This window comes from Thermostilla marina (assembly GCF_054657455.1).
In genome coordinates this window covers 1,713,244-1,729,101 of sequence record NZ_BAAHYR010000001.1, presented here as the reverse complement: position 1 = coordinate 1,729,101, position 15,858 = coordinate 1,713,244, and the positions used below count along the sequence as shown (strand labels likewise).

Below are 15,858 nucleotides of genomic sequence, written 5' to 3'. Positions count from 1 at the left end.
AAACATGGCCAAAGCACGTGCACTCGACCGAAGGCGGAAATCGGTTCGCAACATCCGCAAGATCACGCGGACGATGGAACTGATCTCGACCGCTCGCTTCAAACGGGCGATGGATCGCGCCGTAGCGGCAACCGCCTACACCAACCGGATTGCCGCACTGGTCGGGCATTTGACCGAGGCGGGCCTGCAGGTCAGTCACCCGCTGCTTGAACCGCGAACGACGACACGTCGAGCCGTGTTGTTGGTCTTGACCTCCAACCGCGGCTTGTGCGGCGGCTACAACTCGGGCGTGTTGCGGACGGCGATTGCCGCGCATCGTAACTTGCGGGAAGAATACGACCAGGTGGCCTTGGAAGTTTCGGGAAAACGCGGCATTTCGGCGTTCCGTTTTCGCGGCACCGAGGTTGCCGAGGCCTACACCCATTTCGAAGACCGCCCGAAGTTCGTCGATGTGGACGTGCTTGCGAAGCGTTACCTGGACGAATACACCTGCGGCGACCTGGATCGCGTCGACGTGGCTTACGTCCGATTCGAGTCGGCGAGTCGTCAGTATCCGGTCGTCGAGACGTTGTTGCCGCCGGCCGCCTTGGAAGAAGGCGAGGAAGCGGCCTCGCGTGCCCAATACGACTTCTTCCCGTCGGCGGAAAGCATCCTCGAGGAAGTCGTGCCGATGAGCATCAAGATCCGCTTGTTCAAGTTCTTCCTCGACGCGGCGGTGAGCGAACAAATCGCCCGCATGGTGGCCATGAAGACGGCCACCGACAACGCCGATCAGATGATCTCGCACCTGAGTATGGCGTACAACCGCGCTCGGCAGACGCAAATCACCTCGGAACTGTTGGAGGTCATCAGCGGCGCCGAAGCGATTCAATAATCCGGATCCACCGGAGCCTATATCGAACGGATCCCTTGGCCGAAATCCCAACCCGCTGTATCTAGTTGGAAAGAATCATGGCAGATACCGGAAAAAACACCGCCCAGGCAACTTCGGCAGTCGTAACCGAAAGTCCCAATTACGGCCGCATCACCCAAGTGATCGGCTCGACCTTCGATGCCGAGTTTCCCGAAGATCGCCTGCCGACGATCTACAACGCCGTGCGGGTGGTCGAAGAAAACAAGGGCGTCAAGATCGACCTCACCGGCGAGGTGCAGCAACATCTCGGCGGTGGAAAGGTGCGGTGCGTGGCGTTGGGATCGACGGACGGTCTTGTCCGCGGGATGAAGTGCCTCGACACAGGAGCCCCGGTCAGCGTCCCCGTCGGAAAGGCTGTTTTGGGACGCGTGTTCAACCTGCTGGGCGAACCGATCGACAATCGCGGCGAGGTTCAAGCCGAAGAACGCTGGCCCATCCATCGCGAGGCTCCCGAAGTCACCGACTTGTCGACCAAGACGGAAATCTTCGAGACGGGCATCAAGGTGATCGACTTGTTGACGCCCTTCGTCCGCGGTGGTAAGGCCGGTTTGTTCGGGGGTGCCGGGTTGGGCAAGACGGTCATCCTCACCGAGTTGATCGCACGAATCGCGTCGTCGCACGGCGGTTACTCGGTGTTCGCCGGGGTCGGTGAGCGGACCCGCGAAGGAAACGACTTGTGGTTGGAAATGCAGGAAACCGAAATCGGCAGCACCGGCCGTAAGGTCATCGAACAAACCTGCATGGTCTTCGGTCAGATGAATGAGCCGCCGGGATCGCGTTTGCGGGTGGCCCTGTCGGCATTGACGATGGCCGAATACTTTCGCGACACCACCGGAGCCGACGTCCTCTTGTTCATCGACAACATCTTCCGGTTCTCACAAGCCGGTAGTGAAGTGTCGGCCTTGTTGGGGCGTATGCCTTCTGCCGTGGGTTACCAACCGACGTTGGCCACCGAAATGGGTGCGTTGCAGGAACGAATCGCCTCGACGAACAAAGGGGCGATCACCTCGGTGCAGGCGGTATACGTGCCCGCCGACGACCCGACCGACCCCGCACCTGCGACGGCATTCGGCCAGTTGGATGCTTTCATCTACCTCGAACGTGCGATTGCCGAGAAGGGTATCTATCCGGCCGTCGACCCGTTGGCTTCATCCAGCCGTCTGTTGGATCCGCAGTACGTCGGTGAACGGCACTACGCCATCGCGCGGCGTGTGCAAACGATTCTTCAGCGATACCGCGAACTGCAAGACATCATCGCCATTTTGGGCGTCGAAGAATTGAGCGAAGAAGACAAATTGGTCGTCCATCGGGCACGCCGCATCGAACGCTTCCTGTCGCAGCCCTTCCTGGTGGCCGAGGCGTTTACCGGCAAGCCCGGCGAAATCACTCCGCTGGAAGAAACCATCCGCAGCTTTGAAGAGCTGTGCGACGGCAAGTGGGACCACCTCCCTGAACAAGCCTTCATGTACGTGGGAGCCATCGAGCAAGCCGCCGAGCAGGCAGAACGCATGGCCGCTGCGGCCAAGAAGAAATAGTCGCTTCGCCGGAATGACTTTCCGGACTTGCAGGAAACAAGCTTGACGGAAATTCGCCATGCCTGATTTGCAGTGCATCGTCGTCACGCCCGAGAAAACGCTCCTGGACGAACAAGTCGACTTCGTCGCGCTCCCGTTGTACGACGGGGAATTGGGTGTCCTGCCGGGACACGCGCCGATGATCGGGCGTCTCGGCGCGGGCGAGCTGCGAATGTGGATCGGCGACGACCTTTTGCGCTATTACGTCGAGGGCGGTTTTGTCGAAGTGCTCGACAACGTGGTTTCCCTGGTTACCACGCACGCGGCTCCGGCCGATGAGCTGGATGTCGAGAGCGCCGAAGAAGAGCTGAGATCGGCGTTGGCGCAAAAAGCCGACAGCGAAGAACTGCTGGCCAAGCGAGAGCGGGATGTGATTGCCGCGCGTGCCAAACTGCGTACGGCCCTGCGGGCGCATCGTTGAGCGCAAAGTCCCCGCCCGCGTCGGTCGTCCAACATGTTCGCGGTGATCCGCCATGGTACCGATCGAATCGCGAAATCGGGCGTCGATCCACCGCGTCTTACTGAGCCTTCCGGCGATCGTCGTCGCGGTATGGGTGTTTCGCCGAGTCTTGTTTTTCGGCGAAGTTTTCTCCTATCGCGACGCAGGTCACTTCTACTATCCGCTATTTGCTTTCGTGCGGGCGACGATTCACAGCGGCTCGCTGCCGTTGTGGAATCCGTATGAGAACCTCGGCGAACCGCTTGCGGCTTGCGCGACGACGTGCCTATTCTATCCGCCCGCGTGGATCATGTGGGCCCCGGGACCGTTCCACTGGTGGTTTTGCGTGTACGTGCTCGCACATGTCGTGTGGGGCGGATGGGGGGCGTATATTGCCGCTCGACTCTTAGGGTGCCGTCGGGAAGGGGCGCTGACGGCTGCCGTCGGCTACATGCTGAGTGGGCCGGTGTTGTTTCAAACGAGCAATGTCGTGTTTCTCACCGGCGCCGCCTGGTTGCCGTGGATGTTCACGCGTTTCGAAATGCTGACACGGGACCAGCGTCCTCAAAATATCATCTGGGCAGCCACCGTGACGGCGATGCCCGTGTTGGGCGGCGATCCGCAACTCGTTTATCATTTTGCGCTGCTCTGGTTCGGACGACTGCTCTGCCGTTTCCTTCTCGATCATGGAAAAAAGCGAGCCCCCGGAACCGCCTCGCGGCAGGCGCGGGGCTCCGTGCTGCTCGCCGCATCGGCCGCGTTTGCCTGTGCGGGACTTCTTGCGGCCGTGCAAATTCTTCCATCGGCCGAATACGCGCGACGAAGCGACCGTGCCGTGATCGCCTCACGACTCTCGGTCTGGTCGAACATTTCTCACCTGAGCGGCGGCCGGGGCACCGACGTTTCCAGCGATCACTCGGATGCGGCCGATCTCGCGCACGCGGATCCATTTGTCCGTCTCGAGACGATTCCCTACCAGTTCAGCGTCGGTTGGTGGCGGTTGGGCGAACTCATTTGGCCGAATTTCGGCGGAAAGCCGTTTCCTCGTAATCAACGTTGGATGGAAGCCCTTCCGGCCGAAGGGCGTTTATGGTGCCCCAGTCTTTACCAAGGCGTCGTCCCCCTGGTTCTCGCGCTGGCCGGCCTGCAATTCATGGTCGGACGCGGTCGCGCATCGTCGAGCGCACGTGTCTTTCTTTCGTGGATGGTCTTGCTCGCTATTCTGCTGTCAATGGGATGGTACGGCGCCGGTTGGTGGTTGCGTGAACTCGGCGTGACTCAAGGCGACGGTATTTCGCCGCCGGTCGGCGGACTGTATTGGCTTTTGGTCACCTTCGCACCGGGATACGCCCAATTTCGCTATCCGGCCAAGTGGTTCACGTTCGCCAGTTTCGGAATCGCCTTGTTGTCGGCGACGGGCACAACGGAACTGCTTCGGAACCGGCTGTTTCGGCGGCGGGTGATGCGAACGGCCGCAGGCGCCGCCGTTGCCTCGTTGATCGTACTTGTACCGTGGATGCTCCTGCGGGAACGATTGTTTTTCCAGTTCGCTCAAGCCGATCCCCATCCCATCTTCGGACCGCTGGACGCGATCGGCGCGCACCGGATCGCCACATGGGGAGTCATTCACTCGCTGGTCATCTTGACCGCTTTCGCCGTGATTCTCGCACAGGGGCCACGACTCGGTGGATATCGGCGCCTAATCGGCGTATCGGTCATCGTCCTTACCGCGGTCGATCTGGCGCAGGCGAACGGATGGTTGGTCGTTTCGACACCGCGTGCACTACGCGAGGAGAGCTCGATTCTCACCAAAATTGCAGACTCTCCCGCCCTTTCCGCAATGGAAGCGGGTGATGATCGCGACGACATGCCGCTGCGGATCGATCGTCCGTTCGATTGGTTTCCGCGACGTTGGCGCTATCGCTCTTCGGACGATCGACTCGCTGAATGGTTGCGTTGGGAACAAGCCACTCTCGCTCCCAAACAGCATCTTTGTGCCCGGCCTCACTTTTCGGCAAAGGGGCGACCGGCAGTCGTCGAATCGTTCGGCACGATGCTGTCGGCAGAATATCTCGACGTTTTGCTCTTGGCTACGGCCGATTCTCCCGGCGCCGGCGAGAAGCCGAGTTGGTTCGACGACCTGGTCGGCACAGCCGTTCGATTGCGGCCGTCCGTCACACCATTCGAGCCAGCAACTGCGTCCCATGCCTGGGATCAGATCATGTTCGAATGGGACGATGCCCCCATCGACGCGTCCCTACGTGCTCCGCCGCCGCACGCGTTCTTGGTCGAAGACGTCTCGCCCCTTTCACCCGCCGACGTACCGGAACAGGGTATCGAAAAGGCGCGGGCAGCCTTGTTCGCGGCCGGACGACCGCGGGATCTTCGACGCGAGGCCGTCGTCGTGTGCTCGCAAGAATCCGGTTATCGTGATCCGATCCTCCGCGCGTTGTTTGCGCATGCGCCGTCGGCGCGCAAGAAGGCCCCGGCTCTGGGACGATGCCGCGTGTGCCGGTACCGCGCCGGACACCTGGAAATCGAGGTCGAAATCGAGACACCGGCACTCTTGGTCGTTCGAGAGCAGTTCGATCCGAATTGGCGGGCGACCGTCACGTCGCTTTCCGACGCGGGTGGGCCGAATCGTGTCGGTTCGCAAGTGGTGCGTCCGTTACAGACGGATCACGTCCTCCTCGGTATTCCGCTACCGGCAGGCCGATATCGGGTGCAGTTGGACTATCGCCCCGTGTGGCTGTATCTGGGATCGCTGCTGTCGGCGGCCGCCTGGCTTGCAGCCGGTGGGATGCTGTTTTATTCGCGACGCCGAACGTAGCTATGCCGAGGCCGAGTTCGTCTCTCGCTCGGCCAATCCCTTCTCGGGATCCAAGTCGTCGCCGTTTTCTCCGCGAATCCGCAAATTGGGCTTTTCGAGGACGACGGTCGTTTTCGGCGGAACAGATCGGGTCAACCATACGCTCGATCCGATCACGGAATCGTGGCCCACGACGGTACGACCGCCCAAGACGGTCGCGTTCGCGTAGATGACCACGCGATCCTCGATCGTCGGATGCCGTTTCGTGCCGCGTACCAAACGGCCTTCGGCGTCGGTCGGGAAACTCAACGCCCCCAACGTGACCCCCTGATACAACTTTACCCATTCACCGATCTCACAGGTCTCGCCGATCACGACGCCCGTCCCGTGGTCGATGAAGAAATACCGACCGATCTTGGCGCCGGGATGAATGTCGATTCCGGTCCGGCTGTGTGCCCACTCGGTCATCATGCGAGGAATCAACGGTACCTCGAGCGAATGTAACAGGTGCGCCAACCGGTAGACGGTCACCGCCTCCAAGCCGGGATAGCAAAAAATGACCTCGTCATGCGATTTGCATGCCGGATCGCCGTCGTAGGCCGCCTGAACGTCGGTCCAAAGAATCTCACGCACCGCGGGCAACTGCTCCAAAAATGCGATGGCCTTCGCCTGGCCGATCGCTTCAAAATCGGCGAGTTGCTCGGCATCACACGGTCGATTGCCGGAGGCCTCGTGGCGTAGCGCTCGCGCAATCTGCTGCGTCAACACGTCGTGCAATTTGTCGACGAGATCGCCGACGTAATACTCGACGTTGCCCATGTGCAAACCGTCGCGGCGGCGGTAGCCGGGATAAAGGATTTCCTTCATCCACTCGGTCGCCTGAATGATCGTCTCATAGTTGGGTAAGGGACAATGCCCAAGATGGCTGATTTGCCCCACTTCCTGGTAAGTTTGAACCAGCCGCTTGGTAACCTGCGGCAACTGCTCTTTCAAACGAAAATCCGAGGCCATCGTTTTATCCTCAGCAGGCAAGCCAATCCGGCGCACCGGAATGTGGACAAGAGAGCGGGTATTCGGGGAATACACAAGAAAAACGCAGTTGTCCGGCCTTACGCCGGACAGGGACAGCCGCATTCGCGACAGAGTACGCTCATCCGAACGAGACTCGGCATGTCCATCCCCGAAAACGTTTCAAGACAATTGCAGCATTACCGCCGACAGTTCATCGTAGAGTGCTGCGGAATCAGAATCAAGCGGGCACGAGCGCAATCGTCCATGTTTGCCTATTTTTCGCCCTCGAATCAGTTTTTGCGACATCTGTCGCGAACCGCCCGCCCTGAACAGTTTCGGCCGGAATGCCTTCGCCGATTCAACGAAAACACCGGTGACATTCGCTTTCATGGCATGCTGTGCACAAAAGCCCGGTCTCGACCTCGTCACGGCAGGATGGGCGGCATGCGCCCGTAGTCCGGCGGGAGTTGACGCTGCTCCCACCACGGCACGATGCCCGCGTTACCGCCGGGCGCATTTCCAGGCGCTGTTCCGTTCGGCACACCCCCGCGGTACCCCCCGATCGGCCCTCGAGACGCTGCGGGATCGGGCAAACTCGGCGGGGATTGCGGACGGACGGCGGTTCGCACTTCGTCCGGACGTGACGCGCCGGCCTGTTGCGAGCCGTCTTCCCGTTGATTCGGCTTGTCGACTTCCTGCTTATCGTCGTCGGCTACGAGCTTGGGCTCCACGAAGAAAGCCTCGTCGGCCACCGAAATGCGGTCGGGAGTCGCATCCTCCAGGTTGATGAGCGGGATGTCGAGCTTGTCGCCGGCGAATTGGGTGCCCTCGTAAATCGAACCGCGTTCGAACGGCCCGGCTCCGAACACCCACAAGTTCCGGGCCTTGCTCTCCTTCTGGATGCGCCCCGACTGCCACAGGGGGCGGCCCGTTTTGCGGTTGTAGGCAAACAAGAGAATTTTCGTCACCGCCCGTTGCGATGTCTTCTTGATGATCGGGATCTCCGGCACCGACGAGGGCACACCCGGCACCATAGTGAATCCCCGGGGCACGTCGATTTGGGGCACGCCGAACAAGACGTTGCTCGTATCGGTACCAACCGCCCCGGCGCGGGCTTCGACGATGTAATCCGCCTCCTCCCGCTTGTCTCGCAAGATTGCGCCGTTGGCCAACAAGTGCTGTCGCAACGAACTGGCAAGATAACTCGCATCGACGACATCCTTCAACGGCGTCGTATCGAGGTATACGGCTTTCCCGGCAAGTGCGCGAAAGTCGAGTTCGCTTACGGCTCGATCCATCGAATCCGAGATCAACAGTTGCTCGGTCGCCGTACGGCGGGTTTCGCTCCACTTCGTCGACCCGCAACCGGCGCACAGGAACGCCAGCGCAAGGCATGCCGCCAGCCCAACACGACGGCGCGTCCATCGATCCGGAACAGTCATCCCTGCCTTGGTGCCCACCGCGCGCAATTCCATTCGTCGAGGAAACTTACCCAGGTGCCGATGCCGACAACGCCGATAGCCGCTTCCGCACACGCAGCGCGATCGGCAATCGGCGGGCGGCGATTATAGAAACCGCCCTGGTCCCGCGCGAAGAGCAGTTCTCTTTCACCCCACTCTCTTTATTCCCTGTATTTTGACCCCAAACCGTCAAGACCACAGTGTTTTGACCAACGGCGGGACGGCGTCGAAGGTCAAAATCTGTTCGCACCACAAGGCGGCGGCCAACAATCGCCGATCGTCGTGATGTTTGCCGACAAGCTGGACACCGACGGGCAATCCGTCTTCCACCAAACCGCAAGGAAACGCCACCACTGGCAATCCCGCGCAGCTCCACGGGGCCTGGTTCCCTTTGTCGCCGGTCGTTTCAAGCGTCGCCGGAGCCGTCGTCTCGGCAGCAGGCATGATCAAGGCATCGTACCCTTCGACAAATTCCGAGGCACGACCGCGGAAATGTCGCAATGCTTGGATCGCCTCGACATACTCGACAGCCGACATTTTCAGGCCCTGTTCCAGCAACCCGCGGATCATCGGTCCGTATTCCGCGGCATGCTTTTCGAACATCGGTCGGTGCCATGCTGCCGCCTCTGCCGCCATGATGCGGGTATGCACCTCTTGCAGCGTCTCGAAATCGACTCCCAATTGCACGGGTTCAACCCTGGCCCCCGCTTGCTCCAATTGCGACAACGCGCGGCGGACGACCTGCCGGACATGGGGCGTTGCCCGTTCAAAAAAGAACTCTTCGACAAAACCAAGTCGCGGGGGAATATCCTCGAACAACCGAGATCGCTCATTCGGATCGTCGATCTTGCCCGGCCAACCGAAGTCGTCCGGCGGCGGCAAGATTTGTTCGAACGGAACGAGATCGGCCACTGTTCGGGCAATCGGGCCGATGTGATCGAGCGTAAAACTGACCGGAACCACATCCGCGGTACTCACGCGTCCGAACGTCGGTTTCCACGTCGCCGCACCGCAATACGCGGCCGGTCGCACGAGCGAACCGCCGGTTTGGCTCCCCAAAGCCGCGGCGCACATGTGCGAAACGACCGCCGCCGCCGAGCCGCTGCTGCTGCCGCCCGGTGTGTGCGCAAGATTCCACGGGTTACGTGTGGGCGACGGATCGAAGCACGCAAACTCGACGGTCACCGTCTTTCCGAGAATCACGGCTCCTGCCTCGCGGAGGGCCCGAACGACGGGAGCATCTTCTTCCGCCACGTGGCCCTCACGCAGCGATGATCCCGCGAGCGTCGGCAAACCGGCGACATCGATGATGTCTTTCACCCCCACGGGCACTCCGTGAAGCGGTCCTCGATCGAATCCGACCCGCAACTCCCATTGGCTTCGCTCGATCACCTCGTCGAGCCGTTCGCGGTCGACCAGCACCCATGCGTGCACCTGATCGTCCAACGCTTCGATATGCCCGAGACAGCATTCGACTGCATCACGGACGGTCCATTCGCCCGTGCGAAGTTTCTCACCCAAATCGCGAATCGAGGGCAACGCCGGCATCTGTTTTCTCCGGATGTTTTCCGTATTGACATTGGGACCCCGTCTTTCACGGCCTGCCGCATTATGACGACTCATCCACTATTTGTGCGGCGTCGGCAATGCAGCATCGGCACGCCCCCCGGGTTTGCCCAGTGTGCCAGGAGTCTACAATGAATGCAATCGGCCGTCATCCGACGAACAAGTTTCGCAACTTGAGACCCTCGGCCGAGATGGACGACTATTCCCGATTCCCCCCTCAACCGCAAGAGATCTTCCGCATGGTATCCGGCTCCGAACGTTCCAGCCTCGAATCGACGGCTTTTGCCCCACAGGACAATCCGGCCTCACGGTGGCATGCACTTGCCGAGGCCGTCCTCACGGGACACCGTCTTACGCATGAGGAGGCGTCGGCCGTGCTGGCCTCCGACGATGCCGAGTTGTTGGACGTTCTTTCCGCGGCATACCGGGTGCGCCGTCATTTCCATGGACATCGCGTTCGGCTAAATTTCTTGATCAATGCAAAAAGCGGGCTGTGTGCCGAGGACTGCGCGTACTGTTCGCAAGCCAAGAACTCGAGGGCGGCCATCTCGAAGTATCCGCTGGTCGATCGAGAACAGTTGCTCGACGGCGCCCGCGTCGCGGCCGAAAGAAAAGCCAGCACCTATTGCATCGTCATCTCGGGACGCGGCCCGTCCCGACGCGACCTCGAACACATCGGCGAAACAGTAACCGAAATCAAGCGGATAGCCCCGAAACTCAAGATTTGTGTATCGCCGGGGTTGCTCGATGAATCCCAAGCCAAGGCGTTGAAGGCCGCCGGCGTCGACCGCATCAATCACAACCTGAATACAAGTCGACGATTCTACCCGCAAATTTGCTCGACCCATACCTACGATCAGCGCCTCGATACCCTGCGGACCGTGCGGGCGGCGGGGCTCGAAATCTGCTCGGGCGGCATCGTCGGGATGGGCGAAACAAACGATGACGTGGTCGATCTGGCACTCACACTGTCCGAAATTCGCCCCGAATCCCTACCGATCAACTTTCTGATCCCCATCGAGGGTACGGCGCTGAACCGGCGTCCGAATCTTTCGGCGCGCGACTGCCTGCGAGTGCTTTGTCTATTTCGCCTTGCTTGCCCATCCTCAGATTTACGGGTCGCTGCGGGGCGTGAACTGCACTTGGGGCCGCTGCAACCGATGGCAATGTTCGCCGCCAACTCGCTATTCGTCGGAGACTATCTGACGACGAAGGGCCAACCTCCGGAAGAGGACTATCGGATGCTGGAAGCCCTCGGCTTCGAGCCGGAAGTCGATGTCCACGTGGGATAACCCATCGCCCGGCCCCCTCCCTTAGAACTATTCAGACCCGATGTTTTCCCCTATTCGCTAAAGTCGCCTAATCCGACGCAACCGATACGGCCGATAAGGTGCATGACGAAACATTGTTTTGGTTTCATCGTGCGCGGAGGTAATACCGGAAATGCGCCGTTCCTATTGGCTTGCGATTACCGTCCTTTTGATATGCGGCTCGGTGGGACTGGCCCAGGAATCGCCGAAAAGCGGAGGGCTTTTCGCGCCGCTGGACCGAATTGGTCAGCGGCTGATGAGTGGAATCTTCGCCGTCGACCCCAAGGCGTCGGAGCTTCCCGGCCGTTCCCCGAGTGTGGAAACGGAGGCATCCCCCGCTCACACGCATGTCCATAACCACGCGACGCCCTCGGCTACCGCCTCAGCCGTCCACGGGCGCACGAGTGCAGCGCAATCACGAGGCCTCGCCGATTCGCAAACCGCAAGGCCGTCGAACTCCGGGCCCCGCCCCTCTGGGGTGCACGTCCCGGTCAAAAAATCACCGTCGGTCGTCGTCGCGCAACCCCAGCAGTCTCGCCCCGCTACCGAAGGCGTATCGAAGGCGGCCGCCAAGTCCAAACCGACCCCTCCCGCGGCACCGATCGGTAGTCCGTTGCACCAACGGCTGATGGTCTTCCGGCACTCGGCTTTTCCCACGTCCCCCCCGGCTGCTGATTCCTCGGCTCCTGGAGCCGCCGAAACCGCGGACGGGCACGCGCATCAGCACCTCGAAGCGCAGCCGGGCGTCCCGCGGCAAGTCAGTCGACAGCCGGAACCCCAATCGTCGGCGCGAACGCTCACTCCGCGCGTACCGACACCCGCCCCGCCAATCGCAACCACAACACCGCGCTCGCAGGAACCGACGCTCGCCCCACCGCCGAGCGTCCCCGCGTACCGACCGACACCAGCTCCGACCGTCGCACCGGATGAACCGTATCGCTCTGCGGCGAATCGGCCGGTTCAAATCGCGCAGCAGCCTTCACCGACGCTTGCGGATTCCCAGGAGAAGCCGAAAGATAAAGCTCCGACACCGCAGCCGCAGGAAAATTTGGTCGGACCGCGATATGCCGAGCGTCCGATGGCGCCGCCTGCCTTGTCGGGCACAACCACCGAAGCGACTCCGGCAGGGAACGCCGCAGCAGGCGACGAGCTCGGCATCCCCACGGCGCCGAAGTTCGATCGTCCTGTCAGTGATCTCGTCGAAGACGCCGCGGCGCCGAAAGCCGCGGAGTCAGAAGATGATCCAATCGCCGTGGACGAACCGGTGCTCATCGAGCGGCAAAGTCCGATCATTCAGGTTCGCACGCTTGGTCCGCGCCGGATCAGCGTCGGCAAGGAAGGCATCTATCAAATCATCGTAGAAAACACCGGCAACCTCGGCGCCGACCAGGTGACCGTCAGTGTCGATTTGCCCGAGTGGGCCGACGTCCTCTCGGCCGAAACGACGACCGGGGCTACCAATGTCGACGTTCGTCCCGGATCGCGAACGTTCACGTGGAAGATTCCGCATCTGCCCGAAGCGGGCCAAGAACTCTTGAAACTGCGCATCGTTCCTCGACAAAGCAAGCCGTTCGATCTGGCCGTCAAATGGGATTTCGTACCGCCGGCAACCGAAACCCAAATCGAGGTCCAAGAAGCGAAACTGGAATTGAGCTTGGATGGACCGCGTGAAATCCTGTACGGCGAATCGGCCGTGTATCGACTCGAGCTTGCGAACACCGGCACCGGTGATGCGGAAAATCTGTCGATTGCCCTGCTGCCGATGGGCAGCCGAACCCCCGTTTCCCACCATCTGGGCAACCTACCGGCCGGAGAGAAAAAAGTCGTCGAAATCGAAATGACCGCTCGCCAAATCGGGCAGTTGACCATCCAGATCGACGCCCACGCCGACGGTAACGCACAGGCGCATCTGAGTGAAACGATTTCCGTGCTTCGGCCCGACTTGCGCGTCCAGGTACTGGGGCCGCCAGCCCACTTCGTCGGACAAACGGCCACGTACCGGGCCGTCGTTCAGAACCCCGGCACCGCAGCCGCCAAGAACGTCCGCCTCATGGTCACTCTGCCGGCCGGATTCGAACTCATCGACTACCAAGGCGACGCCCGCATGGCGGAGGACAACCGCACGGTGCAATGGACCATTCCGTCCCTCGCGCCGGGCGAATCGGCAGAACGGGAATTGACGTGTCGTTTCCAATCCGCGGGAGCGAGTCGCATGACCGCGGTATGCACGGCCGACGGAAATCTGAACGCCGCCGGAGACATCATCACCCAAATCGAAGCGGTTCCCGACTTGCGGTTGACCGTGATCGATCCGACCGGTCCGGTCCCGATCGGAAAGCCCGCCGAATACAAAATCATCGTCGAAAACCGCGGCACGAAAGCGGCCGAAAACGTCAAGGTCACCGGCTACTTCTCGCGGGGAATCGAACCGACGACCGCCGTCGGGCAACCGCACCGGATCTTGCCCGGTCAGGTCATTTTCGAACCGATTCCCTTCCTCGGTCCCGGCGAAAAGGCCACGCTGACGATCACCGCCGAAGCCGAAGATCGCGGAAACCACGTGTTCCGGGCCGAACTGTCCTGCGAAGCGGCTGAAACCCATCTGGTGGCCGAAGAAACGACATACTTCTTCCAAACACCGGGCTCCGACGCCGCAGCCGGGCAAACCCGCTACGCCGAACGACGCGACTCGGCACCGCTCCGCTAGTAAACATCTCAAGGACCGAGATCTGCCTTTGAGCGAAGACGGCCGAACCCTCCAGGGACGGAAGGCTCGGCCGTCGTGTTTTGTACTCGGTCTACCGGGTAGTGCGCTTTACATGCGGCGCCCTGCAAACAGGCCAAAGAAGAAACCGACCACGGCACCGCCGACGATTCCGCCGCCCATCAGCAGCGCATCACCGGCCATGTAATTCACCAAGTCGCCGAAGACGACGGCGGCCAATACAAACACAGCCAGCGCCATAAAAACGACGGCTATCAACATCCGACCGAACAGTCGCCGCAGCCGCGAAAACTCCTCGGCCAAGCGGTCGCACGAACAACCGTCGGCGCCGGCCGACGTCTTCTCGCTCTCTTGCGGTCCGCAGCAACAAGCCGCCTCGACGTTCTTGGTGTCTGCCGCCCGATTCGATGCGTCGGTCATAATCGGATCTCCTCACCCTGCAAAGACGAGCGTCTCCCGAATTTCGGAAGTCGAGTGCTCAAGGCAATTCGATCGGAACGATGCGAATGTTGCGGTACGCCACGGGCCCGTGATCGCCTTGCAGCATCAGCGGGCCGGTCGGCTTCTCATCGGAAAAGGCTGCCGCCCGCGTGGGGCCGGTCACCTCGACGTTCTCATGAACCACGACGCCGTTGTGAATCACCTTCACAAAGCGGGCGTTTTCGATTTTCTTTCCGCTTTGATCGAAGCGCGGCGCGCGAAAAACGACGTCGAACGACTGCCACTGGCCGGGCGCTTTCGAGGCGTTCACTCGCGGGGGACGGCCTTCAAACCCTTTGCCGTCGATCCAACGTTGGTAAATGCCGCCGCAATCGCCGAACTTCGGGTTTTCGACACCCCAACTATCGAGAATCTGCACTTCGTATCGGCCTTGAAAGTAGACCCCCGAGTTTGAACCTTTGGGCACCATGAACTCGATGTGAGCCTTCACGTCACCGAATTCGGCCTTAGTAAAAAGATTGTTCGTGCGTCCCTGCGGACCGTTGTACAAAACGCCCGTCCCCGGCTCGACGGCGATTTTCGACGGATCTGTGGGGGGCATGATCGCCTTGCCGACCACGGCCCACGCGCCGGTGGGCGTCCGCCATGCCGAAAGATCGTCTCCGATCGGTTTTACCGCCGCCGCCTTCGACGGCGCCGGTTCCTTACCGATCGCCGAGGGATTCGCCCACAAACCGCAAACAACCATCGCACACGCCATGCCGATTCTGAACACCATGGTTTAGTCCTCGTGAAGCAGCCCAAACTCCCCGCCGACACAACGGCTCGCCACGCGCGTGCCGATTGCCTCCGTCGGTAGGAAACATCACGGCTATTGTAACCAGAAACGCGCCCCCCCAAAAAATCGGCCGCTCAAGCGGGCAGCGACGCCGCTCGATCTAAAAAAACAGGCCTTCGTCCATATCAAGGCGAACGAAGGCCTTTCTCGGCGAGTCGATTTCAAACCGCAGCAAATCAAGCGATTCCGTGTGCCTTTTCGTAGGCGGTAATCTTGTCTTCGTGCTGCAACGTCAGTGCGATGTCGTCCAAGCCGTTGAGCAGGCAATGACGACGAAATTCGTCGACCTCGAACGAGAGAGAAAGTTCGAACGCATCGCTGATCGTGCAATTCTCGAGGTCCACCGTCAGCTTGTAACCGCTGTGTTCCGCGGCACGCCGGAACAAGTCATCGACGATCGCCTCGTCCAACTTGATCGGCAACAAGCCGTTCTTGAAGCTGTTGTTGAAGAAGATGTCGGCAAAGCTGGGGGCGATCAGCACGCGAAAACCGTAGTCGGCCAAAGCCCACGGAGCATGTTCCCGGCTCGACCCGCAACCGAAATTCCGGCGAGCCAGCAAGATGGACGCCCCCTTGTATTCCGGTTTGTTCAGTTCGAATTCGGGATTGGGAGAACCGTCGTCGAGATATCGCCAATCGTAGAACAGGAATTCGCCGAACCCGGTACGTTCGATGCGCTTGAGGAACTGCTTCGGAATGATCTGGTCCGTATCGACGTCGGACCGGTCCATCGGCAAAACCAATCCCGTGTGTTTCGTGAAAGGCTGCATGA

Annotated in this window: 12 protein-coding genes; 6 read left to right on the top strand and 6 right to left on the bottom strand. The window is 60.7% G+C overall.

Annotation, left to right across the window (positions count from 1 at the left end):
• Window positions 1-4 precede the first annotated feature (4 nt).
• The 4 genes from atpG (at window position 5) to ACYQ2I_RS06210 (ending at window position 5,756) form a co-directional block, all read left to right on the top strand.
• On the top strand, window positions 5-874 hold the full coding sequence (gene atpG, locus ACYQ2I_RS06225) for an ATP synthase F1 subunit gamma (protein ID WP_460166140.1): 870 nt from the start codon (window positions 5-7) through the stop codon (window positions 872-874).
• 77 nt (window positions 875-951) lie between these two features.
• Window positions 952-2,448, top strand: a complete 1,497-nt coding sequence (gene atpD, locus ACYQ2I_RS06220) for a F0F1 ATP synthase subunit beta (RefSeq protein WP_460166139.1) — start codon at window positions 952-954, stop codon at window positions 2,446-2,448.
• A gap of 58 nt (window positions 2,449-2,506) precedes the next feature.
• Window positions 2,507-2,908 carry an ATP synthase F1 subunit epsilon gene (gene atpC / locus ACYQ2I_RS06215; protein ID WP_460166138.1) on the top strand — a complete coding sequence of 134 codons (402 nt, stop codon included), beginning with the start codon at window positions 2,507-2,509 and terminating at the stop codon, window positions 2,906-2,908.
• A 52-nt stretch (window positions 2,909-2,960) separates the two neighbouring features.
• Entirely contained in the window at window positions 2,961-5,756 is a 2,796-nt protein-coding gene (locus ACYQ2I_RS06210; RefSeq protein WP_460166137.1) for a hypothetical protein, read from the top strand.
• On the opposite strand, the gene epsC is transcribed toward ACYQ2I_RS06210, so the two are convergent.
• The 3 genes from epsC to ACYQ2I_RS06195 all read right to left on the bottom strand — a co-directional run bounded on the left by epsC (window position 5,757) and on the right by ACYQ2I_RS06195 (window position 9,754).
• A complete protein-coding gene (gene epsC, locus ACYQ2I_RS06205; protein ID WP_460166136.1) occupies window positions 5,757-6,746 on the bottom strand; it encodes a serine O-acetyltransferase EpsC in 990 nt (329 codons plus the stop codon).
• A 425-nt stretch (window positions 6,747-7,171) separates the two neighbouring features.
• The gene (locus ACYQ2I_RS06200) at window positions 7,172-8,206 is read right to left on the bottom strand and encodes a DUF6655 family protein (RefSeq protein WP_460166135.1); all 1,035 of its coding nucleotides are present in this window, start codon (window positions 8,204-8,206) and stop codon (window positions 7,172-7,174) included.
• A 189-nt stretch (window positions 8,207-8,395) separates the two neighbouring features.
• Window positions 8,396-9,754 carry an amidase gene (locus ACYQ2I_RS06195; protein WP_460166134.1) on the bottom strand — a complete coding sequence of 453 codons (1,359 nt, stop codon included), beginning with the start codon at window positions 9,752-9,754 and terminating at the stop codon, window positions 8,396-8,398.
• Between the two features lie 149 nt (window positions 9,755-9,903).
• On the opposite strand from ACYQ2I_RS06195, the gene bioB reads away from it, so the two are divergent.
• Entirely contained in the window at window positions 9,904-11,064 is a 1,161-nt protein-coding gene (bioB, locus tag ACYQ2I_RS06190) for a biotin synthase BioB (RefSeq protein WP_460166133.1), read from the top strand.
• Between the two features lie 1,096 nt (window positions 11,065-12,160).
• A complete protein-coding gene (locus ACYQ2I_RS06185; RefSeq protein WP_460166132.1) occupies window positions 12,161-13,789 on the top strand; it encodes a CARDB domain-containing protein in 1,629 nt (542 codons plus the stop codon).
• A gap of 108 nt (window positions 13,790-13,897) precedes the next feature.
• Here ACYQ2I_RS06185 and ACYQ2I_RS06180 read toward each other — a convergent pair whose 3' ends face one another.
• The 3 genes from ACYQ2I_RS06180 to leuD all read right to left on the bottom strand — a co-directional run bounded on the left by ACYQ2I_RS06180 (window position 13,898) and on the right by leuD (window position 15,856).
• Window positions 13,898-14,227: a hypothetical protein gene (locus ACYQ2I_RS06180; protein ID WP_460166131.1), complete on the bottom strand. Its 330-nt coding sequence runs from the start codon at window positions 14,225-14,227 to the stop codon at window positions 13,898-13,900.
• Window positions 14,228-14,285: 58 nt separating this feature from the next.
• Entirely contained in the window at window positions 14,286-15,026 is a 741-nt protein-coding gene (locus ACYQ2I_RS06175) for a 3-keto-disaccharide hydrolase (protein WP_460166130.1), read from the bottom strand.
• A gap of 236 nt (window positions 15,027-15,262) precedes the next feature.
• Window positions 15,263-15,856 (bottom strand): 3-isopropylmalate dehydratase small subunit, encoded by a 594-nt coding sequence (gene leuD / locus ACYQ2I_RS06170; RefSeq protein WP_460166129.1) that lies wholly within the window; start codon window positions 15,854-15,856, stop codon window positions 15,263-15,265.
• Window positions 15,857-15,858 lie beyond the last annotated feature (2 nt).